The organism is Corynebacterium sp. H130 (genome assembly GCF_037572395.1).
In the GTDB taxonomy this organism is placed as follows: Bacteria; Actinomycetota; Actinomycetes; order Mycobacteriales; family Mycobacteriaceae; genus Corynebacterium.
This window is the reverse complement of the sequence record NZ_JBBHLA010000003.1, coordinates 189435-212759: the sequence shown is the minus strand read 5'-3', so window position 1 is coordinate 212759 and position 23325 is coordinate 189435. Positions and strand designations below refer to the sequence as shown.

Sequence of the window (23325 nt, the reverse complement as noted above, 5' to 3'; positions counted from 1 at the left end):
GCTTGCTTCCTAGTTTTGGTTTTCGACGTAGCGCACCAGCAGATCCCACACAGCGGACTGCGGTGCCTGTTCTTCCATATCGACTTCCGGAATATCATGGAGTCGCACGGTGAAGGTGCTTTGGATGTAGGCGTAATCGGCACCCTCGAAATGGTTTTTGTCTCGCACCATAAACACATTGCGACCAGTCGCCCGCATCACTCGGCCAGCTTCAAAGAGTTCCTCTGCCAGCGCACGTGCGACACCATTGTCTGCCCCAAGCCACTGCCCTTCATCAAATGCACCAGTCTCAATGATGAGCGCATCAAATTGACGCTCACCTGCCAGCTCAGCCAGCAAACCTGGTGTGCCAGGAACGAAATCAGCGCGCTCTCCCACAAAATCCCAAAAGCTATTGGAACCCACGACTAAGTAGCGTCCCTGAGTCAGCTGTTCCTGGTTCAGCGGAATGAGTTGCCCGAGAGTAATTCCAAACTTGCTTTGCTTGACGGTGGGCGTGGAAGCGCGACCAAGGTTGGCCAAGACGCTGCTGATGTTTGATTCTGGGCCATTAGACATGGCGACCAAACTCCTCTTCAAATTCTGGGAACTTAGCTACCACCATGTTCCACAAATCCTGTCGAGCTGCCCATGCATCGCCACGCGGGGTCTTGATATGCACTGGCTTCGTCGAAAGAATCGAGCCTTCCTCGACAAATCCCCATGATTTTGCCGAGGAGCCTGCGTAATCGCTCCACTTTGATGGCAGGTAAGGATTCACCTCATGATGCTCGCCGGAACGGGCATCATTGACGATGAGATAGTCCATCTTCATGGTCGTAGCAAGGAACTTCAGATAAGGCAGCGAAGCGTTCAATCGAATGCGATGCTCAATTCCTTGGGAACCAATGCCATCGTGCGCGCGCTGCACCAACAGATCGAATTGTCGCTTCGAGAAACCACGTGGACGTCGATTGCCGTCACCGGCCGGAATGTAGTTGGTGAAGACGTGCAAGACCACCTTTTCCGCCAGTGGCTCGGGCAACGAACGCATCGCAGCGGACACTTCGGTAATGCCGCGACTGGAATAAAACTCACCGAAGTAAGCAAGATTCAGCTTGTCATCGTCCACCTCGTAATCGGTGGATTCAATGCGGTAGTACTCGCTTGGCAGAGTCGGGTGATTCGAAACAATGGATCGTGCTTGAATCGATGCCCGCAGCTCATCATTTTCGATGGATTCCAGCATGGTGAGCTGCTGATTTGAATTGGTGAACATGATCTTGTCTGCATATGCGTAGACCATGTATTCGCCAAGACCAAAGGTGGTCTTCTTTTCTTCCGGAATTGGGCCAACCTTGGCTTCAATCTTTTCAATCCACCATGCCGCAGCTTCCGTATCCGGCAACTTCGACCCACGAGGCAGGCCTTCGACGTCCAAGCTCAGGGGATCAGAAAATTCAGCGATCCATTCGACTGCTGGGTGCTCAAACTTGAACAATGCGCCAGCATACAGCGAGGCCACCCACATCGCGCGGGTGTAGATGAACTCGTAACCGCCATTGGTTTCCATGAACTTGGTTGCCAATGTCGATGCTTGATACGCAAATGCACGGATCGGGTCCCACGACTCCCAACTTGCATTGAGAGGTAGGAAATGGCGACGGTTGATGTACGGTGCCGCGATCTTTTCAATCGTCGGATCCTGCTTTTTCTTATTCAGGAACGAACAAGCGATGACATCAACGCTGACTTCCATGTCGCGAATTCGCTTGGAAGCTACGGTTGCGCCAGTGTCTTGGAACGGCGAAAAGTTGTACAGCAGCGCCAAACCGCGAGACTTTGGACGTACCCACTCCCAAGGGAATACCCCATCATAATCAGCTTGAATCAGGTCTGAAACGTGCTTACGACGATCAGGGTACGCAGCAAAGTATTCCGGCAACCACCCAGCAGATTCCCGTGCGAGTGCTTCGAATGCATCATGCGCTTCACGAGTAGGTGCGTGCACTGCCAGAGCCCGCAGGGCACCAAGCAGTTCGCAATATTGTGCCGTGAATTCGCCCAAGTTATCCGAGCTTGGCTGCGGAATATTTCCTGCAGTCACGGAGCTGCCATCGACGATCGCCCGCGCTTGCTTGGCGATCGACCCAAAGTTCGCGTTAGCACGGAAGCCATCGACAATTGCGATGGCTTCGGCATAGTTTTGAGGACTCACGAATCTCCTCAGAGTTCATCCTGGCGCAGCGCAAGCTTCGAGGAAATCAATCGCACCATTCGCGCTTCACGACGAATATCCGTGATCGCTTGTGCAAGGGACTCTTCAGAGATCGCAGTTTTGGTTCCTGCGTTCCGTGAGAGCTCAGCAACGTCCTTCGAAAATGACTCCGAAACCTTCTCCATCGCCCGTACTTGGGACTCAATACCGCCCATGATCGCCGGCGCATTTTGAAATTGACTACCAGTGACATTGCGCAATGCAGCCAGCATGCGACGCATGCGCAGATGATGCAGAGCAGGTGTAATTGCAATGGCGAACCCTATCACTGCAATGGCAAGGGAGTCTTGGCCTACTAGCGCCAAAACTGCTCCGGCGAAAGCAAGCAGTGAAACGCCAGCCATCGCGCCGATATAAAAATTCTTCATACTGCCCTCCCTATTGCAAATGCGAAATTAACGCCACAGTCCCTTGGTGTCAACGACAGTCTTACCTGCGAGCTTGGTCGCAGGCACGTCAAAGAATTCCTTGTGATCGACGAGTACGACGATGACGTCAGCCTGCTCAAGAGCGTCGTCAAGATTGGTCAGCTCGATGTTTCCGGTACCCACGAGGCTGGATGGCAACTCGACGACGTTGGGTTCAACGGCAAGAATCTTGGTGCTCGGCATATCAGATGCGAGCTGCTTAGTAATGTTCAGCGCTGGGGACTCACGAAGGTCGTCGATGTTGGCTTTAAATGCCAGTCCCAAGGTTGCCACCACGGAATCATCTTTGACAGCTTCGCGGACTTTGTTGATCACCCAATTTGGCTTACGGTCGTTGACTTCACGAGCGGTACGGATCAGATTAGAGTTTTCGCGGTCAGAGGAGACAATGAACCACGGATCCACTGCGATGCAGTGCCCCCCTACACCAGGTCCAGGCTGCAGGATGTTCACACGTGGGTGATGGTTAGCCAGCTCAATAAGCTCCCAAACATCGACTCCCAATTTGTCGCAAATCAGGGACAGCTCGTTGGCGAATGCGATGTTTACGTCACGGAAAGAATTTTCAGTTAGCTTTGCAAGTTCAGCAGTTGTTGCAGTGGTACCAAGCAGTTCGCCCTTGCAGAACGAGCGGTAGACCTCAGTCGCACGTCGCGTAGCCTCTTCGGACATGCCACCGATGATGCGATCATTGGTAATGAGCTCTTCCATTGCGTATCCAGGCAAGATTCTCTCGGGGCAGTGTGCGAAATAAACAACTGGCTTCTCAGAAGTCTCACCGTCGCGGTGAGCAGCTAGATCTGGGCGCAGCTCAAGGATCTTTGCTGCCATCTTTTCGGTGGTCAGCGGTGGGCTTGTAGATTCCAAGATCACGAGTTCATCGCCCTGCAGCTGTGGCGCAATGTTCGAGGCCGCAGACATGATGTAGGAAAGGTCACCCTCGTGATCTTCCTTGAATGGGGTGGGCACGGCGATAATGTAGACATCCGCATGAATCATCTCGGTGGTAGCAGTCAGGTTACCGTTATCCACCACTTCCTTCAGAGCTTCTTCCAGACCCGGCTCAACGATGGTGACTTTGCCCTCGTTGACTCGATCCACCGTGTTCTGATTTACGTCCACACCAGTGACTTTTACCCCGTGCTTTGCCATGGTGACGGCGGTGGGAAGTCCGATATATCCCAAACCAACAAACGCGACGTGAGCGCTACTCATAGTGAGGTGCCTTTCTGAAGCCTGACCGAAAAGGGTTTAACCCCATTATCGTAGCGTTTTTCACCGAATTTCACCTCTCGTAATCGAACCGATTTAATTGCACATTAAAACCATTTCCCTTGGCTGCAGCTAATTAATCACAATCAAAGGCTTTTCATATGAATCTATTACCTCCTTGAGGTAATCGTGGGCTGGTTTCTTATCCTCCTTCCCCAGACGCCGAGCCCACTCGTGATACTTTGGCGCTACCTCCTTAGTGGGACCATCAGCGATGATTTGACCTTTACTGATCCAAAGACAACGTTCGCAGTTCTCCTCAATTTGGCCGATGGCGTGCGAAACCAAGAAGAGATTTCCAGCACGGTCCAACATTTCGCGCATGCGGGTTTTCGCCTTTGCACCAAAGGCAGCGTCACCAGTCGCTAGAGCTTCATCGATCATCAAAATATCCGGCTGAATTGCCGTTGAAATTGCAAAGATTAACCTGGCCGACATACCTGAAGAATAGGTACTCATTGGACGCTCAATCGCATCTCCCAGCTCGGTCCACTCTGCAATGATCGGAACTTGCTCACGAGCTTCTTCGGGAGTCATTCCAAGTGCTAAACAACCTAAGTAGACGTTTTGGCGCCCAGATAAGTTGCGTTGCAATGCAGCCGAGACTCCCATCAGCGTTGGTTTCGATCTCGTCAATATGGTTCCAGAAGTTGGCGCCAATGACCCGGAAATCATGCTCAACAGAGTCGACTTACCCGATCCGTTGAGTCCTATGAGTCCAATCGACTCCCCAGGATAGGCCACCAAGGAGGCATCGGTAATGGCGTCCACCACGGTTGACTTCTTGCCAATTCGTCGGGTCGATGCATCATCTGATCGGCTCTGACTGATTACGTATTGCTTGGAAACGTTGGAAACAATGACGTTAGCTTCCTCGACCACCTTGACCTTTAAATTATCCATGAGCTTCTCCTTAGGCGATCCGAATGTACTTTTCTTCAGCTGCCCAAAAGAAGATGAAACCAAGTAGAAATACTGAGGCGGACCAGACGAACAATTGAATCCAGACGTCGAATGTAGGAGCCTGACCGTAAATCGTCGTATCTCGCACAGCAGTTAAGAACGTGTGAGCAGGGTTCAACATCATTATTTCCTTGACAGTCGGGTTGGAGTTGAACCGTTCGAGAGAAAACATCACGCCAGAAAGGAAGAACCATGCCTGGCTAATCAAAGGCACAACTACTTTGACGTCCGAAATCTCAGCAGTAATGCGAGCAAGGATCATCATCAAGCCAGTACCAAAAATATGCATCAGCACAAATAGCGGAATTACCAATAGAGTTGTCCAAGTAGGTAGTTTCCCCCACTGCAACAAGAATGCGGCGACTAGTGCAACGACGCCCGGAACCGTATTATCGATAGATTGTCGCAATGCCGAAGAAAAGACCACGGAAACCCGTGGGAAATGAAACGTTCGAATCATTGCACGATTGCTTGTTAGCAGGCCGCTGCCGGAGGTGAATAGGCTTACGAGCATGCGCATGTAAATGATGCCGATAAAGAGCCAGCCAATAAAGTTATCGATGCCTCGGGATGTCTTGAACAGAAATCCGAAGAGAAATCCGTAGAGGACTACGTCGAAAAGCGGGTTAACAACGAGCCACAACCGCCACAATCGATAATCGCGCGTGCTGCGAAGGGCTTTGGCTTTGGCATCTTCTAAAATGAAATGCCGACGCTGCCAGAGCTGACGACAATAGTTAATGAGTGAAGGGCGCGAAGAGAGCTCGCTGAGCCCAGCACCGGAAACTACCAGCACAGGACCCGAGTGCTGCCGGAGCCTCGATTCCAGGCTCGGAATTGCGTCTACTTTCGACCTATGGCGGGACAATTCACACTGCCTTTCATCGATTGAATTCTCGAGGCTATCCTACTTCCCCGAGTCCAAGAGATCCCTGAGAACGTTCGTTGCCTGCTCTACGTTTCCGAGTTCGCTTCTATAATCCAAGTCCAACTGAGACAACGGCGAACCCTCCGTCACGAGCCCCCACACGGGAGTACCAGAACCCTTGTAATCGGCATATTTGGACGGAAGGAAGGGATTCACGGAAAACGCTGCATCCTGCATCGTCGTATCTGGGACTATGAGGACGTCGCACTTTTGAGCTAGGCGCAAAAACTTCAGGTAGGGTTCATATCCATTCACCTTGAGTAAGCCACGTTGGATGAGGTCAAAATGCTGCGCACGTACCTCGGTCGGCTTACTGGTAAACACATGAAGCGTGATCCGCTGGGCATTTTCGGTACTTAGGGAAGCAAGCGCGTTCGCCACGTCACCAATTCCACGTTCCTTATAGAAATTGCCGAAGTAGCCGAGGTTAAGGCGGTCTTTTGGCAGCTGATAGTCTGACTCCCCCAATGAATACAATTCGGGAGCAGGAACCGGATGATGACGAATCACCGATTTGTCCATTACCAACTCTCGAACCGGCAACGGATACCGCTCAAGCATGACGGTGCGCTGGTTGTGATTGGTGAAAATAACACTATCTGCGCACACTAATGTGGCTAGCTCCGTGAGTTCAAAATGCGATAACACAGCGATACTGTCGAAGTTCTTCTGCTTCAGCATCGCACGCAACAACAAAGTGGTTCGATTCAGCGTGAGTTTGCCGGCACGAGGCCTGCCATCGATCCCCACTGCCATTGGGTCGGAAAACTCTGCCTCCCAATGAACCCACGGATTCTTGTGCTTGTGAATCAACGCTGCCACATGGGAACCCGACCACAATGCACGCGAGTAAATCTCGTCATATGTGCCCGTTTCCCGCTGGCGTCGCGCTGCAGCACGATACGCTTTTCGCGCATAGTCGCAAATCAAATTCCAGTCAGTAAACGACGGCTGCGTCTTCGTCCGCACAGAATGAACCACATAAGGCTCCACAATGAGCTGCACAGATTCGTCCAGACGACGCACTCGGTCCATGTTTGCGAAATAAACATCCACTAACTCGCCACGCTGCCGAATGTACTTCGCCACGACATTAGCCGAAGGATCCGCATACGGCGGGAAGCAATAGGAATAGACTGCCGTGCTGGCCTTATCACGGCGTAGCTCCTGCCACGGAAGCCCAGGAAGTCGCAGTTCCACTGCACGATCGATAGCGTCTGTGACCTCATCTGGATGCTGTGAAAGGTAGTCACGCACAAACGCAAACTGAGCAGACTCGAGTGAATCGATTGCCCGGCGCGCAGCATTTGCAGTTGGAATTGCGCGAAGATGCGCAATGCATTCGAGACGTTGGACAACGTTGAAATCAAAACTGGCTTCCTTGCGTGAAACCGAGTCTGCCCGCACGGTACGGACGTATGCCTGGTCAGACCGCACCGCTGCAACGCTCACAGCAAGACGAGGCTGGGCCATAACCTGCGCAAAATAAGCAACGTCCTCCCCCGAGCGAAGATCAGTGGGAAAATGCGCACTGCGGGCCATCGAAGTCGGAATGACCTTGCATGCATTGAAGCCAAAAGCCCATGGGACCGCATGCGCTGGAACAGTTTGCCCTTGGAAGGACTTAATGCGCACGTTCAGTGAATTGTGCTCGTTGCGCCTCTCTCCTTCCAAATCAACGATCGGCAGCAACACACACGTGTTGGGTCCTGTAAGTGGGAATGCAGACAACAGAAAGTTCGTTTCCAAAACGTCATCATCGTCCAGGAATGTCACGTACTCTCTGCGCACAGCAGCAAGTCCCAAATTGCGCGCGCGACCAGCTCCAGGCTGTGCGGTTCGAATGATACGAACCGAAAGTCCAGCAGGTACATCAACCTGGGTTTCGAGCGCCCCGACGCCGTTGACGACCACTACAACATCAAAAAGCTGTGGCGATAGCGACTGCCGAGCCAAAGAATCCAACGCTCGGGCAAGCGACTCCCCCGCATTCACAGTGGGAATAACAACAGTAATTCCAGGCTCGAGCGCAGTCATCGGATCCTATCCAAAAGCTTGTACAAGCCCACGACAACACGAGTGGGCAGATACCGTTTGAAGGGCTTAGCGTACGGCACCACCGCGGCAATCAACGCTGCCCGCACTGAAGGCTGCGTCAGCTCAGGCACATCCGTATCAGTGCTCCCAGCACAATCCTTCGCGTCGGCAATAGCCAGTCCAAGGCGAAAATCCGCGGAATTTCTGTCTGTCGGAGATTCTTTGCTTACCAACAAACGAACCCAATGTTCGCTGGTCACACAGCCAGACACTGACAAAGGAACGTCGGCACTGAGCAGGTGAAGGATTGGGCCCCGACTAGCAAGCGACCCCCATACCTCGATCTGACCATGCCACTGCTGACATGCCTCGATTAAAGTTCCCACGGCAGGGTCGACCAGCACTAGGGTGAGACTGTGGTCGTCGACAAGCGCGGAGAGGTCGTCACACACAACAACGTCATCGACAGGCTCATCAAAGACTAAGTCAACGCCCTCAGTCACGACGATCGTGAACCCACGTGTGGTTGCCTCAAACGGCTCGAGCGAACGAATTTTCATTGTGGTCGCTCCACAACAACAGCCTCAACTATGCCCAAGAAGGCCTCCGGGACAATTTCGTTGCGCTGGTGTTCTACCCATTTGCGCCCCTCGGAGGTCACGTGCAATAGCGAACGATCCGTTACTAATTGTTCCCACAGGTCAGCCAAAGCGGCTGGGTCTTCTGGAGCAACCACGTGACCGGCATGTAGTTCCTCAATTAGTCGTGCCGCTTCCCCTTCCACGACACCACAAATGTGGATGCCCAGTGACATCAATTCATAGGCCTTCGAAGGAATGGTCCGTGCGAGTGGCGCCCAGTCAGTGAGATGAACAAGTGCGGTATCAGCCCAGTCATAATGCTGGTACAGGTCATCAGCTGGGAGCCGATGCTCAATGCTCACCTCAAAATCAAGTTCTGAAATCTGCTGTTGCAGGTTGAGCCAAGAAGCGCCGTCGCCGACAAAACGCAAATTGACCTTCAAACCTCGTTCCCAGGCTATCTTTGCAGCAGCGATAGCATTGTCCAGCTTCTGAGCTCGACCAATTGTGCCGGCGTACAACACATTAAGTTCAGGAGAAACCCGTGCCTTCTTGTCCACTGGGAAGAATTCTGTCTTCGGGGGGAACACATTACGCACCGTCGCAAACCGCTGTGATGTTTTTGAGGAATCAAAAATCTCCTGCAAGTGCAATTGAAGATCCTGAGATGTAGTAATGATTCCGTCCGCCTGACGCAGCGTACGCCAAATTGAGATTTCCGTGACCTTTACCAAGGCCTGAAGTGGACCCAGCGACGCAATTTTCTCTCGGAATGAACGCTTTCCAACTCCTGCATTCCAATCACCGCTGTTGTACAACAGTTCAGGCCAGGCATCACGAAGATCGATGATGTAGGGTGCTCTCAAACGCGCTGCTACGAGTTTTGTAATTACGGCCGTGGGTAGTGCAGGAACAGTACCAATGACTACGTCAGGGCGATAGTCGCGCAGCTCCGGAAAACGGCCCAATCGGGTGGTCACCATGGATGCTGCAACAACAGCTTGGTTAACAATGCGGGAAGTCAGCGCACGTCCAGCTGGCATGAATCCAGATCGAACAATGCGTTCACCTGAAGTACCTGCTTCAATCTCTGCTGAACCCCGAAGTTGCCTCAGCCACCTCTTCTTGTCCACTTTCCGCAGGTAATGAGGTGGCGGAGCAATAACGAGGACCTCATGTCCGGCGTCGACCAGCAATTTTGTCAGCCAACTCCAGCGGCGCTGCGGAACACCATTTTCCGGTGCCCAATACTGCGAAAGAACCAGGATTTTCACTTAGTTCATTCCACCTTCTAGCTTCTTTTGGGTACCGCCGGAGACGGTCACAGCACACTCGACAAAATGCAATAGCAATATTATTACAAGCGTAGTCGCGAACGTTTATTGACGCATTCACCGATTGAGTACAATTCCGAATATGCCAATCCGAAGAAACTACTCGCGTTATCCGGCAGATCTGACTGTTTACTCTGATATTAAAGATTTCCTGTCGGTACCAACCTCCGATGGTCTCCACGCCATTGGTTTCGACGGTAGTTTTCTCGACATTATGGTCGAAAATCGTAGTGCTTCCACAACCATTGTCATTTTTCATGGGGCAGTAAATCCAAACGAGACGTCCCTCCCGCTTTTTGTTGGAAAGAATACTGTTGCAGATGTGGATGCCAATGTTGTCTACGTGTGTGAGCCAGCATTGGAGCGCGGTTCCTCGATTGGCTGGTATGCCGGAATTGAAGGAACCACACTGCAAGATGACCTTGTACGTATCATTGCGCATGTTCAAGATTCGATACCAAACGCCAAACACTTGGTCTTCTTTGGCCCGTCGGCAGGTGGTTTTGCAGCTTTGTACTACTCCCACTGCTTCCCGGGATCACTGGCTGTGGTTGGAAACCCTCAAACCAATATCAACCGGTACTACGCAAATGCAGTAAAGATGTACCGCGATGCGTGCTGGTCAGGCAATGAATTAGCTGATTCGAACTGCACCTTTGATCTGACGGAGTTGTATGCGCAGTCCTTCCCCAATTTTGTTGCGTATTTCCAAAACCAAGACGACGACTTCCACATTGCCAATCACCTAAATCCATGGCGTGACGCTGTGGCCAACCACGACGACCGCTGGAAACTCGTCCTGGGTGACTGGGGAGAAGGGCACTCACCTGTACCACGGATGCTACTAATGGGAATCCTGGGATTTGCCGCTGCCGTTGACGGAAATTGGGCGGAGTTTTTCGCCGACGAGCTGTTCGAAAACTAGAGCTTTGAAACATGAGAATGTTTAATAGAAGGCGCCACTGGCTCACCATTTTTGTGTGGTTGAGCCTGCTCAGTGGACTAATTTTGCTCGCTAGTTCAGGTTTTCTTTATTTCCGCCCCGCGCCCCTGTACAAGTCTGTCGCTGCCGTTGGCTTCGCAGGAATAGTGCTTGGTCTTGGTTTGCTTCAGTACAGGCGCCGATGGGTTCGCGCGGAGGCAATCCACGGAGCATCTATCCGCGACTACGCATATGTCCGGTCATTGCTTTCTCCAGATGACCGCTCCAAGCTCGATTCCACTCCCGGCCCTAAGCTGAAGAAGCCGAACGCAACGGTATTAGCGCCGTACGTCGTGCTGTGCATCGTATGTTTGGTAGCTGCCTTCATCCTTTTGCCACACGGCCACAACAAGTTGAAGGGCATCAAGAACTACCCGGCACCGATGACACCTACTAAGTCTGTCGAGTCAACACCGATTTTCACCACTTCAGAAACTCCATCGCCTTCTCCGAGCACGGAACCTACGGCTCCCGAAGTGACTACCTCTAGCTTTCAGCAGCGGACCACTGTGACATCTCAATACCAACCGGTGCCCGCATACACACCGCCTTCTCAAGCACAAACCACTGACCTGCAGTATCAAGGAGGGGTGACCTCCACTCCTGGAAATGAGCCCGGGGGTGCCGATGAACGAACTCCTACCCCACCTGTTGGCGTTGCAAACGCATCCCCCACCGTCGCCGAGCCTTAAGAAGGACGATTAATGAGTACAATCCTTTCATTTCACCCTGTGGTTTGGACTGACCGAAAAATTGTGCTCAGGACTAACTTGTCCACTGAACGTCTATCCCCATCTCGAATTTTTCAGCCATTCATTCGTTTACTCCCTGAAAAGCCGATATCGATCACGTTTGAATTCAATAAAGACGTAAAAGTGTCAGGCAATTCATTGGCCAACGCCTTATCCACCCTGGCTGGTCAAGCATTCGATCGTATCCACTTTGACTTCGGTGTCTCTGCCGAGATCAATTCGCGGATTTCTGACTGGACGAAGGCAGAAGTATCCTCATCAGAAACAGAGAAACTCACCGAAATTTCACGACACGGAGCCATCCTCAATTTCTCGGGTGGCCTGGATTCTATGGCGGCACGCCACCTGCTTCCTGCTGATACGCAATTAGTGTCTATGGACCTCGGCGGGACGTTCTCACGTGAACGAGTGTTTTTTGAAAAGTACGACCCGTTCATCGTGTCCACCAACATCATTGACACACCGCTCCGCACCAATTCTTGGTCTTTTTTGGGTATTGCTTCACTACTCTCATCTGAAGCTTTCCAGCGGGAATACATGTCTTTTGGCTCGATCATCGAGGCTACAGAGCTGAAATCAAACTCTGTCTACGCCAAGAACAAAACCTTCCCGCCTTTTGCGATTGCTGGCTACCAAAATGCCCCAGTTGTTCAGGGACTTTCGGAAGCTGGAACCATATTGATCGTCGATCATTTCGAGCGCGAGAACCTGCAGTCCTCCTTGCTTTCCGTAGCTAACCCGAAGGAAGAAAAGCTGTTCAGGAAGTGGGCCATTGCAGTGGCCACCCTTCAATATGCGGGAAAACCCTTTAACTTGGGCAATGTTTCCGCTCCGATGCGACCACACTATGCCCTCGGTGAAAATTTCGTGGTGGACTTGAGCGCGTTATTGGTTTGCTGGCTCGGAAGGCCCGATCTCGCCCAACAAATGGTTAGAGGCTTGGAAGACAGCATCATTCGCGATGCACAAGCGATGGACCTATCTTTCCTGATCAAAGCCGATCCAGAGCTCTATCAGAACCTGCCGGCTGGTGTTCGCCCATCATTGGAATCAGGACTGCAAAACGCAGGCATCGAATGGTACAGCCCCGCAGATAACGACCATAAGACCGAGCTGCGACAATACATCACAGCTAGCTACACCCGCTAGGTGCCATTCTCCGGCAGAATTGAAGAGACCCTTTAATTCTTCAAGGAATCCCATGCATTTGCGCCTAGTTACTGCCACGGTGGTGAGCTGTCTGGCCCTCACTGCCTGCTCCAAAACGCCAGAAGAGGCACCCGAAAAGACGCCGGAAACCACTCCCCAAGCAACCACATCGGTTACCCCGACCCCAACAAAGACTCAACCAACCACATCCGAGCAGGTCATCGCCCCAAACCCAGCCCCTGAACACCAGCCTCAACCAGTGCCTACGAGCATCGAACAACCGCCGAAGGAGCAACCAGTTCCTGCTCCACTTCCAATTGGTCGCGAGGATCCGCCTCCGCGGACGGATCAAGGTGCTCCTACTGCGGAGATGACGAAGGTCCGCCCACCTCAGCGATTCCCGTAATGAGGATTAGACCACTACCCCGGCAACCCAGTCGCCGATCCAGCCGCCGAGCAGCCAGCCGACCGCAAAGGCTGGAATGACCAACACGATGAGTTCGACTGCCAGCATGGTGAATCGTCCTGCGCTACCCACGCCGATGGCGCTCAGTAGCGATAGGTCTTGGCGTCGTTCTCGGACCATCAGGATCACGGTGTTCACGGCACCCACCAGGGCGACGAGCAACGCCACGATGGACATCAGCGTGGAGAGAGTGAGCACGCGGGCGGTCATGTCGGCAATGTCCTGACGCGCACTGAAAGCCTCCTGGAAGGACACCTCTTCGGCGGAGCCAGCGGCCACTCTGCGCAAGTCCTTCAAAACAGGCGAGTCCGCCTTCTGATCCGTGTCGCCCTCCAGGCGCAGCAGCACGAATGGCCTAGGCATGCGAGTATCCACTCCCGGACGGACCACCGCTGGCAGCATCGGGGTGGTTACTGGGTCGATGAAGGTTTCCAGGCCGTCGTTGTAGCGGACGGTCAGGTCATGCTCAAGGCCACGCACGGAGATGGTGGCCTGTTGGCCGTCGCTAAGCGTGCTGCGCAGCGGCGAGTTGGTGCCGAGGACGAGCTCGCCGGGGCGGGCACCCGTGACGGGGCCGCGGAGGACGGGGGCGCCTTCGGTGTCGAGGAGCGCAAGCGCCGAATCGGAGGCACCGCCAAAGCTGACGGGCAGTGCGGTGGGGGCAACGCCGGCGGCGACGCCTGGGGTGGCGAGGAGGGCGTCGATGAGCTCTTGCTCCGCCGTGTTATCCAGCGCCCGCACGGCGACATCCACCGCGCCCTTATTCGTGGCCGTGGACAGCAGGTGGGTTTCGATGCGCTGCTGGCCAGACAGCACCGCGGCGACGAGCGCCGAACCGGCGAGGACGATCGCGACGAGGGCCCCGGCGCGCAGGCGCTGCCTACCCACAAACGCCATGCCGAGCTGCAGCGATGGCAGGGCTGAAAGCAGGCGGGAGATGGCGAAGATGAGCCACGGGAGCACCACGGCGAGCAGCAGCACGGCACCGAAGACGATGAGCCCGGCGACGCCGATGGCATCGATGATTCCGTTGGCGCGCGGCATGTACCACCAGCCACCGGCCACGAGCGCGGCGCCCAGCACCAGCACGACTGGGCCCCATAGGGTGGCGCGCGGAGCACTGGCACTCAAGGACGAGACCAGCGGAGAACGGATGGCGCCACTGGCCGCCGGGAGGGCGGAGAGCACGCACACGGCAATGCCGGCGAGAGCGATGGCCACGGCCCATAGGGGGTCGATGGAGACGTCGGTGAGGGGCACGCGGATACCGAAGCGGCCCGCATTCGTACCGGCCCACTTCGCCGCCCACATGCCCGCGGGAGCGCCCAACACGCCGGCGATGCCACCCAGAATCAGGGCTTCCAGCACGGCGGAACCTTGCAGCTGCGGGGCGGACGCACCGACGGCGCGCAGCAGGGCGTATTCGCGACGACGCTCCGCGGCGATCACGGAGTAGCTGGAGAAGATCACCAGCATGGCCACCACAGCGACCACCGCCATGAACGCGCTGAGCAGCAGGAAGTACTGGCCGCGCTTGGCTAGGTATTTATCAGCAAGTTTTTGAGTGTGCTTCTGGGCGGAGGTGATGTCCGTGATGCCCTGCTGTTTCTCAATCGGCTTTGGGGAGCGCAGCTCGCCCACCGTGGTGGTGCCCGCCCATTCCTTGATGGTCGCGGGATCGGCGAAGAGGGTGCGTGCGCCGTTCAGCTGCTCCTGTGCGCTCTGCTCTACGCGGCCAACCACCGTCACGGGGCCGGATTTCAGCTGGTAGACGGTGCCGAGCGGGGTGTCATCGGACACGGCGATTTCGCCAGGGCCATGCGGCAAGTGCCCCTCCTGAATGGCACGCCACTGCAAGGGGCCCTCCGCGATGGAACGCGCGGTGACCTGGTCATACAGATTGCCGTCGACCTTCACCGACACCGACGTCTGCTGCTCCAGCACAGCGCCCTCCGGGATCGTCAGCGGCTCCGAGCTGCGCACCTGCGCCACCTGGGCGACGCCGGCATACGGCTTATCAAACAGGCCACCCACCGTAGATTGCAGCGACTGCACGATCGCCACCGTGCCAGTGGTGAGCGCGACCGCGGCGAACACTGCGAAGAAGAGGGACAGGTAGCGCGCGAAGCGGTGCCTGAGCTGCCCTAATGCCAGCTTTAGCATGCGACCACCTTGCCGTCATGCATGGTGATCAGGTGATCTCCGCGCTCAGCGGCTGCCGGATCGTGGGTCACCACGGCGAGGGTTTGGGCGTAGTCGTCGACAAGCGTGCGGAACAGCTCCAGCACCTGCGCGCCCGCCTCGGAATCGAGGTTGCCTGTTGGTTCGTCGGCGAAGATGATCGCGGGGCGTGGCAGGAGGGCGCGGGCAATGGCGACGCGCTGGCGCTGGCCACCGGAAAGCTCGTGAGGTAGGTGCTTCAGGCGGCCGCCGAGGCCAAGTCGTTCAACAATTTCCTCGTACCACTGCTTGTCGATCTTCTGGTGCGCGAGCCGCAGCGGCAGCTTGATGTTGTCCTGCACGCTCAGCACGGGAACGAGGTTGAACTCCTGAAAAATCACGCCGATTTTAGTGCGACGTAGCTTCGCGCGTTGGTTTTCATTCAGGCGAGTGAGGTCTGTGCCGTCGAGAAGCACGCGCCCGCGATCGGGGACGCTCAGCCCCGCGAGGGTGTGCAGCAGCGTCGTTTTGCCGGAACCTGAGGGGCCCATTATCGACGTCCATTGCCCCCGGGGGATATCCACACTGACATCATTTAGCGCGGTCACCTGGGCATCCGCGCGACCGAAGGTGTGCTGGAGATGGCGAGCTGAAATCACAGATTCGGTCATGGGGGCTTCCTTGTCGACGCGGTCAGGACTCCTCCAGTGTAGTGAGTCGGCCCAACTCAGCCTTTCTTAACGAAGCGCTCTACCATTTTTATTGTTACGGTTACATAACAGCGATACAATCCTTTAAGAACTATCATTTCCTTCTCGAGGTAGCGCAATGCCCCTTGTCAACGAACCTGGCCGTGGACCCCTTTTCGGCGTGGCCTCATTTAGCGTGTTCGGCAACAGCAGCCCCCTGTGCTACTCCGAAAACGCCTACGAAAACACCATCGAAGAAGCCATCTGCGCAGAACAGAGCGGCATCGACTTCTTCGGCGTCAGCGAAGGCTACTCCCGCTCCGTCCTCGGCCTCGACCCCTTCGACGTCGTCCTCGACATCGGCAAGCGCACCACCACCCTCAACATGTGCACCTCCATCGGCAAAATCGCCACCGAGGACCTCGAACCACGCCACGAACAACTGCACACGCTTATCGACGCCACCGACGGCCGCGTCGAACTAGTCCTGGACCGCGATCGCTTCATCATCGGCAACCACACCGACGTCACCGAAACCGACCCAGAATTCAACTCCAACCTCGACGAATGGTGCCGCATCACCGCCGACTGCCACATCCAACCCACCTGGATCGAAGTCAGCGGCCGCTCCGACGCCATCCTCCAGGCCGTCCGCTACCGCATCCCAATCATGCTCCAGGTCAACAGCGGCGACCCCCTCGAACAAAAACCATTCACCGACCTCTACCGCATGGCCAACACCAGATTCGGCCAAGCCCACAACCCACTCGGCCTCCTCGCCCCAGGCATCATCGCCCCCACCGACGAAGAAGCACGCTCCCGCGCCTTCGACCCCTGGTCCCACAACCTCGGAAGCACAACCAGCGACCGCGAAAAATACGACCGCTTCCTCCACGAAGTCGAAGACGGCGCCCTCTTCGTCGGCTCCCCCGAAACCGTCGCCCGCAAAATCGCCACCACCGTAGAAACACTCGGCCTCGACCGGTTCTACCTGCGCTACACCTGCGGACTCCACCCACACGAAGACTCCCTGGAATGCATCCGGTTGTACGGCACCGAGGTCATTCCGCGGGTGCGGCAGCTACTCGGGGTCTGAGGAAATCTTTCCCGCCTTTAGGATGCTTTCCTGGCGTTTCCCCAGGTCGGCCTGCCTAATTGGGGGATGTTTTTGGTCGTCGGGGAAATCTTTCCCGTCTTTAGACAGGCCATCCTGGGGTTTTGCCGAAAATCCGTCCCAAGCACGGGAAAGATTTCGCCCCGGAAGAAAAACCTCCCCTCTTTGGACAGGTTGTCCTGGGAAAACGTCAGGAATCCGTCCCTAAGAGGGGAAAGATTTCCTCAGTTGCGGCGGTTGAGGATGTTGGCTAGGCGGCGTCGCAAAGCCCGTGCGTCTTTGAGCTGCTCTTTTGTTACCCGGAAGGGATACCAGCCGGCTTCGAGGAGCTTCTGGTCCACGAGTTTGTCATGGGCGATCTGGGCTGGTTCGTTGTGGTGGTGACCATCGTAGAAGGCAGCGACACGGTGGCGCGTGGAGACAAAATCGGCGACGGTGTACTGATAACCAGTGGCGTCATGGAAGGGCTGCTGTGGGGTCCATTGGGCGAGGTCGCGGATGGTAAGTCGAAGGATCGTCTCCCAAGGAGACTGCGCGTTCGCGCAGCTCTGACGCCAATAGTCCTCCAGGACTTCCCGGTCAAAGCGATGATGAGCCGCTGCCAACAATCGAGCCTTGGAAACCTTCTGGATGTTCCGGAAGGCGTCGATAAGCTGGATCGACATGACCTGCTTCGGCGACAGCCCCTCCACGGCCGGCACCCACCACGCGTGGGCGCCATCGCGGATGTCGACGAGGCAATCAATCAGCGCCTGCTCAAAAAGGACATAACGCACCGTCTCCGTCCGCGCCCACAAATCCCGAACCAAAAAATGATGACGCACCTTCAGATCGCGCACCTCCCCCAACGAACGCGACCGCGAATGCACATTCACCGGCGCCCCCTCCAAGAAAAACCGCAGGCCCCAATACTGGGCCGCCGCCCAACCCCCAATAATCGAACTCGGGAAACGCAAGAAACACGCAAACGCGCGCGTGCCCACCGACAACCCCATCAACCCAGCCGGCGGTATCGACGCCCGCGGCAGGTACACGCCCCTAGTGACACGACAAAAATCCTCCCCAAATTGTTTCCTAGAAACACCAGACGACAGAATCTCAGACCTTAATTTTGGTAAATGCTCCATACTTACTTGGACTGATGGAACAGGCCAAAAGGTTCCATTTGGGGAAAAACATCCCGTATTTGGGACGGATTTCTGGCGTTTGCCCAGGAGGGGTGGATCAAATGGGGGATGGATTTCCGGGGTGGGGAAATCTTTCCCGTCTTTGGACTGGATTTTCGGCAAAAGCCCAGGACAGGGCGTCCGATTGGGGGAAAGATTTCCGGCGGAGACAAAAACATCCCCCATTCGGACAAGCCGACCTGGGAAAACACCAGGCAGGCAGTCCTAATGGGGGAAAGATTTCGTTAGGCGTAGATGGCGAATCGCTTGAACGGCCGCCAAATGGTCCATGCGGTGAGGAAGAGGTATCCGGCGTCGCGCGCCAGGGTCTTGAGGTAGTCCATGGTTTGGTCGTCGGAAAGGCCTTCGACGTTGAAGCAGCCGCAGTCGATGGCGAGGCCACGGGCCCAGGCTTGGCCGATGCCGATCATGAAGAGGATGAGGACGACGGCTGCGACTTTGGAGGAGTGGCGCAGGAAGATGCCGAGGAGTAGGAGGACGCCGCCGGCGATTTCGAGGGGTCCGATGAGTTGTGCCAGGTAGGAGGACCATTCTGGGGTGAAGATTTTGTATGCGGTGATGGCCTGCGTCATCGCCATGTGCTTACCAAGCTTCGCGATGCCCGCGTGGATCCACACGTATGCCATGTAAAAGCGGGCGATGGCGGAGATGATATCGAGGACCTTTGACATGGTTGGAAGTATATTGCAGCTATGTCCCCAATAGTGAAGTCAACGAATCTCGCTCCGCAAACTCCTGGCCGTGTCACGGGTATCTCCAAGGAGCCCGTCGCTTACCTGGATGTGTTCGCCCCGGGCCCGAATTATGGCGATGGATCGGGCGTGCGCGGCGATTTTGTTGGCGACAGCAAACACCACGGCGGCGCCAACAAGGCGGTGTACGCCTATGAGCGTGAGGAGCTGGACTACTGGGGTTCGCTGCTTGGCGACGTCTTCCCCGACGGCCACTTTGGGGAGAATCTCACCACCGTTGATCTGGATCTTTCCGGCCTGGTGTTGGGGCAGCGGGTAGCCGTCGATAAGGCGGTGCTGGAAGTTTCGGTTCCGCGCACGCCGTGCCGCACCTTCGCGCAGTGGCTCGGTGTGCAGGGCTGGGCGCGGACATTCTCGGAGCGAGGGCGGGCTGGCGCGTACTTCCGGGTGGTGGAGCCGGGGCGGATCTCGGCGGGGTCAGTGCTGGAGTTGGGTGAGGCGCCGGACCACGGGATCACCATGGTCGATGCGTTCGCCGCGCACATGGGATCGGAGGAGGCCATGCGCCGAATCGTTGAATTTAATGCCCTGCCGGAGATGTACCTGCAGCGCTACCGCGCCCGACTTTTCGGGTAGGTTGAACAACACGCACGACGAAGGGAAGGCGAAACCATGCGAGAGTTCATTGCACCTGTCATCGCTGTCGCCATCGTGGCGCCGGCACCCGCATACGCCCAGGACATTCAGTCGCTAGTCGGCGGACCATACAGCGTTCCAGCAGGTCAAACCACCACTATCGACCTCGGGATCCCCGTGACCGCCAACTACAGCGGCGGTGGTTGGCAAGTATCGTCCCAGGGCAGCTCCGTCACCGTGACCGCGCCCGAGTCGGGCAGTGTGAGCGTCCCTGTGTCCGCGCAGGGCTACAACGCCACCGTCACGCTAATCGCGGAGGAAGGGGCGAAGGTACCGGAAGTGCCAGCTATTCCTGCAATTCCTGAGGCATCCGAGGAGAACCCGCAGCCTTCCAAAGCAAATAATGAACCCGACCGCGCGGAGGCGGAACAGATCCACCTCGACGCGAAGATTGAGGGCAACACGATCGTGGCCAAGCTGGGACTATCCGAGGCGATGAGCCTGCAAAGCAAGTTCGGCGGGACCGCCACCGAGGGCGTGAAGCTGCGCTACCTGGACGTCAACGGCAAGGAAATCAAGGGCGTAAAGCGGGATATCAACAAGAGTGCCCGCACCCTGACGCTGACCTACCCAGAGGGCCAGACGCCGGATAATCCGTTCATCATGGAGGCCGTGAAGGACGGCAAGTCCATCGCGGTTGTCACGCTCACGGACTCTTCGCAGCCAGCGGCCACCCCGACCGATGCGGCGAAAAGCCCGAGCCAGCCGTCGACCATGAACACGAAGGAATCACCAACCAAGAAGTACGGGCTGTACGCCGTAGCGGGCGTGCTGGCGCTGCTCCTGCTCACGGGGCTAGTGACCGCTGTGACAAAACGTCGCTAGCGCTGCGTTTTCGCACCAATGCACTATCCAATGGGTGAGTGTTTTTGCCTGAAAAAATAGCGGGCGTACAGTTTTCCTATGGCATACGACCTCGCGATTATTGGTGGTGGAGTCGCAGGACTCTCCGCAGCCCGGCGCGCCCATGAACTGGGGCTGGCGGTTGTGGTCGTCGATAGGCATGGGCGGGGTTTCCCCGGCGCCGCCACGCATTACGCGCAGGGCGGACTCGCCGTGGTGGGGCTGCCCGATCAGCCCGCTGAACTGCATGATTCCCCACAGTTGCATGTTGAGGACACCGTTCGTGCGGGTGTGTTTCATAACGATGTCCCGGCGACCGCGGACATCATCGGCGCGGCGGCGGATGCCGTGGCATGGCTCATCGGCAACGGTGCCGTTTTTGATTCAAGCGGCGGGGTGTACAACCGGACGCTGGAGGGCGGGCATTCGCGCCGGCGCATCATCCACGCCAACGGGGACGCGACCGGTGCCGAAATTGAGCGCGCGCTGATCGCCGCGGTCACCGAGGTTGAGGTGCTGCTTGGCGACGTCCTAGCCATCACTCCCACTGGCCTGCTGACGTCCGTTGGAGAGGTTGAGGCAAGGAATGTGCTGGTCGCCACGGGCGGCTGCGGTCAGCTTTTCGAGGCGACCACTGCGCCCCGCGGAGCGACCGGCGAAGGGATGGCCTTGGCGCTGGATGCTGGTGCAACGCTTAAAGACATGGAGTTCATCCAGTTCCACCCCACTGTGCTGCGCACCCCTGGCAATGGGCAGAAACCGCTGCTCACGGAAGCATTGCGCGGTGAGGGCGCGCATCTGGTGGATCGTTCTGGGAACCGACTGACCGAAAATGACCTCGCCCCGCGTGACGTGGTCTCCCGGGCGATCTTCGGACGCGAGGCGTTCCTTGATGCCCGTTCCATCCCGGAGGTGACCTCGCGCTTTCCTACCGTGACCAAGGGTGCAGCGACGATCGGCCTGGATCCTTCAAAGGACCTGCTGCCGGTCGCGCCTGCCGCACACTACACCTGTGGTGGCATTGCCGTGGACGCGCATGGTCGCACCAGCGTGACCGGGCTGTACGCCGCGGGTGAATGCAGCTGCACCGGTTTGCACGGTGCCAACCGTCTCGCCTCCAACTCCCTGTTGGAGGGGCTCGTTGTGGGTAAGCGCGTGGCGGAAGATGTGGCAGCCGGTGGCATTGCGGGCAGCGCTCGCCTCTCAGGCGTTGTCCGCCCGCAGCTCAGCGATGCCGAATGGGCCATGCTCCGCAACGCGATGACCAGGGGCGTTGGCATCATGCGCACCTTTGACGGGCTGCGCGATGCCCTCTCGGTCTTGGAAGAGCTACCCGAGGCCGGGGCCGTCGTGGTGGCCAAGCAGATCGCCTTGGCCGCGATGAAGCGACCCCAGACGCTCGGCTGCCACAGCTTCGACCCGGCGGGCTAGGCCGTTACTGCTTTTACGCGCACACCGGTGGTTGGGCGGGTCAGCATCTTGGTCCAGGAGAAGGTGGTGTCCTCCTGGTCATCGGAGATCTGCACCTCTGGGCGGCACAGCGCCGCGATGGTGACGGACAGCGCTGTCACGGCGATCTTCTCGCCTGGGCAGCGGTGACCGGTGTAGACGTCGCCACCACCCTGCGGGATGAAGGTGTCGATGGATTCGCCGTCCACGCCCAGGAAGCGGGACGGGTCAAAGGTGCCAGGCTTGTCCCAGTCGGAGCCGGTGTTGGTGTTCAGGATGTCGATGAGGACGCGCTGGCCCTTCTTAATTGGGCAACCGGATACCTCGCCGTCCTGGGTAGCCGTTGCCGGGAGCATCGGAACGAAAGGCTTGGTACGGCGCACTTCTTGGGCAAAGGCGATGGCTTCTGGGACGTCGATAAGCTGCCCGTTTGCGGCGGTGCGGATGCGCTCGATCCAGTCCTGGTTCTCCACGAGGGCCGCGGCGGCGAAGGCAGCGAAGCGGGAGACCGCGACGGTCGGGCGCGTTAGGTTTTGTAGTTCGATGCCGGCGGTGGTGTCGTCGAGGTCGGAGGCGGCGATGTGCGCGGTGACGGAGTCCTCGTCGACGGGGGTTTCGCCGGAGCGGACCTTCGCGATGACCTCGGCAAAGTAGGCGTCGAGGCTGCGACGCTCGCGCCAGGACACGATGTTGGTCAGCGGGCTGCCAAAGGTGTCCAGCAGGCGGGAGTACTGGGTGGCCTTTTCTTCCATCTCGGCGTCGGACATTGGCACGCCGGCCCAGCGGAATGCGGCGCGACCATAGGCGATGGCGGCATCGTCGTACACGTTGCCTTCCTTCTCGCGCCACTTGCTCACCATGGTTTCGACCTCTTCAGCGACGAGCTGCTTGAACTTCTCCACGCGCGCATCGTCGTAGGCCATGTCGGCCATCATCTTCTTGCGCTCAAGGTGCGCGTCGCCATCCAGGCCGTGCACCGCACCATTGCCGAACAGCGGGGTGGAAATGAACTTCGGCATCGCGTTTTCGCGCTTGACCTTGGTGGTGTCGTAGAAATATCGCACGCCCTCCTTGCCGCGCAAAAGCACCGTTGGGGTGCCGAGGAGGTTAAAGGTCACCGGCTGGTTGCTGTCCGGGGCAAAGCCCGCTTTGCGACGCACCCTGCCCGCAAACAGGTAGCCCTGCGAAATGAAATTGGCTGCTTCATCTTTGATCATGTTCTTGAGTTCCATGTCTCCTATTGTCCGAATTCTTGGCAGCACTCGGGCTACTGCGAGGTAACGGCGCTAGCGTTTCGCGTCGTTGTTGTGAGTATTCGCTGGTCGAATGGTTATGGAATCGTGACC

22 protein-coding genes are annotated in these 23325 nt (G+C 56.7%); 8 read left to right on the top strand and 14 right to left on the bottom strand.

Annotation, left to right across the window (positions count from 1 at the left end; genetic code table 11):
• Nucleotides 1–9 precede the first annotated feature (9 nt).
• The 9 genes from WG939_RS07235 to WG939_RS07195 all read right to left on the bottom strand — a co-directional run bounded on the left by WG939_RS07235 (nucleotide 10) and on the right by WG939_RS07195 (nucleotide 9740).
• On the bottom strand, nucleotides 10–558 hold the full coding sequence (locus tag WG939_RS07235; protein WP_339984178.1) for a hypothetical protein: 549 nt from the start codon (nucleotides 556–558) through the stop codon (nucleotides 10–12).
• A complete protein-coding gene (locus WG939_RS07230; RefSeq protein ID WP_339984176.1) occupies nucleotides 551–2197 on the bottom strand; it encodes a hypothetical protein in 1647 nt (548 codons plus the stop codon). The genes WG939_RS07235 and WG939_RS07230 overlap by 8 nt, the downstream gene beginning before the upstream one ends.
• An 8-nt stretch (nucleotides 2198–2205) precedes the next feature.
• The gene (locus WG939_RS07225) at nucleotides 2206–2625 is read right to left on the bottom strand and encodes a hypothetical protein (protein ID WP_339984174.1); all 420 of its coding nucleotides are present in this window, start codon (nucleotides 2623–2625) and stop codon (nucleotides 2206–2208) included.
• Nucleotides 2626–2652: 27 nt separating this feature from the next.
• Entirely contained in the window at nucleotides 2653–3900 is a 1248-nt protein-coding gene (gene wecC, locus WG939_RS07220) for a UDP-N-acetyl-D-mannosamine dehydrogenase (RefSeq protein ID WP_339984172.1), read from the bottom strand.
• A 129-nt stretch (nucleotides 3901–4029) separates the two neighbouring features.
• Nucleotides 4030–4860: an ABC transporter ATP-binding protein gene (locus tag WG939_RS07215; protein WP_339984170.1), complete on the bottom strand. Its 831-nt coding sequence runs from the start codon at nucleotides 4858–4860 to the stop codon at nucleotides 4030–4032.
• Nucleotides 4861–4870: 10 nt separating this feature from the next.
• A complete protein-coding gene (locus WG939_RS07210) occupies nucleotides 4871–5716 on the bottom strand; it encodes an ABC transporter permease (protein WP_339984168.1) in 846 nt (281 codons plus the stop codon).
• Between the two features lie 111 nt (nucleotides 5717–5827).
• Nucleotides 5828–7885 (bottom strand): glycosyltransferase, encoded by a 2058-nt coding sequence (locus WG939_RS07205; RefSeq protein ID WP_339984166.1) that lies wholly within the window; start codon nucleotides 7883–7885, stop codon nucleotides 5828–5830.
• A complete protein-coding gene (locus tag WG939_RS07200) occupies nucleotides 7882–8445 on the bottom strand; it encodes a hypothetical protein (protein WP_339984164.1) in 564 nt (187 codons plus the stop codon). Before WG939_RS07200 ends, WG939_RS07205 begins: the two co-directional genes overlap by 4 nt.
• Entirely contained in the window at nucleotides 8442–9740 is a 1299-nt protein-coding gene (locus WG939_RS07195; protein WP_339984162.1) for a glycosyltransferase family 4 protein, read from the bottom strand. Before WG939_RS07195 ends, WG939_RS07200 begins: the two co-directional genes overlap by 4 nt.
• Nucleotides 9741–9882: 142 nt before the next feature.
• On the opposite strand from WG939_RS07195, the gene WG939_RS07190 reads away from it, so the two are divergent.
• The 4 genes from WG939_RS07190 (at nucleotide 9883) to WG939_RS07175 (ending at nucleotide 13089) form a co-directional block, all read left to right on the top strand.
• Nucleotides 9883–10725, top strand: a complete 843-nt coding sequence (locus WG939_RS07190) for a hypothetical protein (RefSeq protein WP_339984160.1) — start codon at nucleotides 9883–9885, stop codon at nucleotides 10723–10725.
• A gap of 83 nt (nucleotides 10726–10808) precedes the next feature.
• Complete coding sequence (locus WG939_RS07185; RefSeq protein WP_339984158.1) at nucleotides 10809–11474, top strand: hypothetical protein; 666 nt, start codon at nucleotides 10809–10811, stop codon at nucleotides 11472–11474.
• A gap of 12 nt (nucleotides 11475–11486) precedes the next feature.
• Nucleotides 11487–12683 (top strand): hypothetical protein, encoded by a 1197-nt coding sequence (locus tag WG939_RS07180; RefSeq protein ID WP_339984156.1) that lies wholly within the window; start codon nucleotides 11487–11489, stop codon nucleotides 12681–12683.
• 52 nt (nucleotides 12684–12735) lie between these two features.
• Entirely contained in the window at nucleotides 12736–13089 is a 354-nt protein-coding gene (locus WG939_RS07175) for a hypothetical protein (RefSeq protein WP_339984154.1), read from the top strand.
• Nucleotides 13090–13095: 6 nt separating this feature from the next.
• Here the strand turns inward: WG939_RS07175 and WG939_RS07170 are convergent, their stop codons facing one another.
• Both WG939_RS07170 and WG939_RS07165 read right to left on the bottom strand, forming a co-directional pair.
• On the bottom strand, nucleotides 13096–15312 hold the full coding sequence (locus WG939_RS07170; protein WP_339984152.1) for an ABC transporter permease: 2217 nt from the start codon (nucleotides 15310–15312) through the stop codon (nucleotides 13096–13098).
• Nucleotides 15306–15980: an ABC transporter ATP-binding protein gene (locus WG939_RS07165; RefSeq protein ID WP_339984150.1), complete on the bottom strand. Its 675-nt coding sequence runs from the start codon at nucleotides 15978–15980 to the stop codon at nucleotides 15306–15308. Before WG939_RS07165 ends, WG939_RS07170 begins: the two co-directional genes overlap by 7 nt.
• 157 nt (nucleotides 15981–16137) lie before the next feature.
• Between WG939_RS07165 and WG939_RS07160 the strand changes: the two genes are divergently transcribed.
• Nucleotides 16138–17094, top strand: coding sequence for an LLM class flavin-dependent oxidoreductase (locus tag WG939_RS07160; protein ID WP_339984148.1), 957 nt, complete (start codon nucleotides 16138–16140; stop codon nucleotides 17092–17094).
• 242 nt (nucleotides 17095–17336) lie between these two features.
• Here WG939_RS07160 and WG939_RS07155 read toward each other — a convergent pair whose 3' ends face one another.
• Both WG939_RS07155 and WG939_RS07150 read right to left on the bottom strand, forming a co-directional pair.
• A complete protein-coding gene (locus WG939_RS07155; protein WP_339984146.1) occupies nucleotides 17337–17936 on the bottom strand; it encodes a hypothetical protein in 600 nt (199 codons plus the stop codon).
• A gap of 587 nt (nucleotides 17937–18523) precedes the next feature.
• A complete protein-coding gene (locus tag WG939_RS07150; protein WP_339984144.1) occupies nucleotides 18524–18970 on the bottom strand; it encodes a DoxX family protein in 447 nt (148 codons plus the stop codon).
• Nucleotides 18971–18991: 21 nt separating this feature from the next.
• On the opposite strand from WG939_RS07150, the gene WG939_RS07145 reads away from it, so the two are divergent.
• From WG939_RS07145 to WG939_RS07135, 3 genes are all read left to right on the top strand, one after another.
• The gene (locus WG939_RS07145) at nucleotides 18992–19627 is read left to right on the top strand and encodes an MOSC domain-containing protein (protein WP_339984142.1); all 636 of its coding nucleotides are present in this window, start codon (nucleotides 18992–18994) and stop codon (nucleotides 19625–19627) included.
• Nucleotides 19628–19663: 36 nt separating this feature from the next.
• Nucleotides 19664–20512: a hypothetical protein gene (locus tag WG939_RS07140; protein ID WP_339984140.1), complete on the top strand. Its 849-nt coding sequence runs from the start codon at nucleotides 19664–19666 to the stop codon at nucleotides 20510–20512.
• Nucleotides 20513–20590: 78 nt separating this feature from the next.
• Nucleotides 20591–21961 carry an L-aspartate oxidase gene (locus tag WG939_RS07135; RefSeq protein WP_339984138.1) on the top strand — a complete coding sequence of 457 codons (1371 nt, stop codon included), beginning with the start codon at nucleotides 20591–20593 and terminating at the stop codon, nucleotides 21959–21961.
• On the opposite strand, the gene WG939_RS07130 is transcribed toward WG939_RS07135, so the two are convergent.
• Complete coding sequence (locus tag WG939_RS07130; protein WP_339984135.1) at nucleotides 21958–23211, bottom strand: cytochrome P450; 1254 nt, start codon at nucleotides 23209–23211, stop codon at nucleotides 21958–21960. The genes WG939_RS07135 and WG939_RS07130 overlap by 4 nt on opposite strands.
• Nucleotides 23212–23325: the final 114 nt, after the last annotated feature.

Bases quoted from the DNA above. Each gene is read 5' to 3' on its own strand.
- WG939_RS07235 (WP_339984178.1), bottom strand. From the start codon at position 558: ATGTCTAATGGCCCAGAATCAAACATCAGCAGCGTCTTGGCCAACCTT.
- WG939_RS07225 (WP_339984174.1), bottom strand. From the start codon at position 2,625: ATGAAGAATTTTTATATCGGCGCGATGGCTGGCGTTTCACTGCTTGCT.
- wecC (WP_339984172.1), bottom strand. From the start codon at position 3,900: ATGAGTAGCGCTCACGTCGCGTTTGTTGGTTTGGGATATATCGGACTT.
- WG939_RS07215 (WP_339984170.1), bottom strand. From the start codon at position 4,860: ATGGATAATTTAAAGGTCAAGGTGGTCGAGGAAGCTAACGTCATTGTT.
- WG939_RS07205 (WP_339984166.1), bottom strand. From the start codon at position 7,885: ATGACTGCGCTCGAGCCTGGAATTACTGTTGTTATTCCCACTGTGAAT.
- WG939_RS07200 (WP_339984164.1), bottom strand. From the start codon at position 8,445: ATGAAAATTCGTTCGCTCGAGCCGTTTGAGGCAACCACACGTGGGTTC.
- WG939_RS07190 (WP_339984160.1), top strand. From the start codon at position 9,883: ATGCCAATCCGAAGAAACTACTCGCGTTATCCGGCAGATCTGACTGTT.
- WG939_RS07180 (WP_339984156.1), top strand. From the start codon at position 11,487: ATGAGTACAATCCTTTCATTTCACCCTGTGGTTTGGACTGACCGAAAA.
- WG939_RS07175 (WP_339984154.1), top strand. From the start codon at position 12,736: ATGCATTTGCGCCTAGTTACTGCCACGGTGGTGAGCTGTCTGGCCCTC.
- WG939_RS07170 (WP_339984152.1), bottom strand. From the start codon at position 15,312: ATGCTAAAGCTGGCATTAGGGCAGCTCAGGCACCGCTTCGCGCGCTAC.
- WG939_RS07165 (WP_339984150.1), bottom strand. From the start codon at position 15,980: ATGACCGAATCTGTGATTTCAGCTCGCCATCTCCAGCACACCTTCGGT.
- WG939_RS07160 (WP_339984148.1), top strand. From the start codon at position 16,138: ATGCCCCTTGTCAACGAACCTGGCCGTGGACCCCTTTTCGGCGTGGCC.
- WG939_RS07150 (WP_339984144.1), bottom strand. From the start codon at position 18,970: ATGTCAAAGGTCCTCGATATCATCTCCGCCATCGCCCGCTTTTACATG.
- WG939_RS07145 (WP_339984142.1), top strand. From the start codon at position 18,992: ATGTCCCCAATAGTGAAGTCAACGAATCTCGCTCCGCAAACTCCTGGC.
- WG939_RS07140 (WP_339984140.1), top strand. From the start codon at position 19,664: ATGCGAGAGTTCATTGCACCTGTCATCGCTGTCGCCATCGTGGCGCCG.
- WG939_RS07135 (WP_339984138.1), top strand. From the start codon at position 20,591: ATGGCATACGACCTCGCGATTATTGGTGGTGGAGTCGCAGGACTCTCC.
- WG939_RS07130 (WP_339984135.1), bottom strand. From the start codon at position 23,211: ATGGAACTCAAGAACATGATCAAAGATGAAGCAGCCAATTTCATTTCG.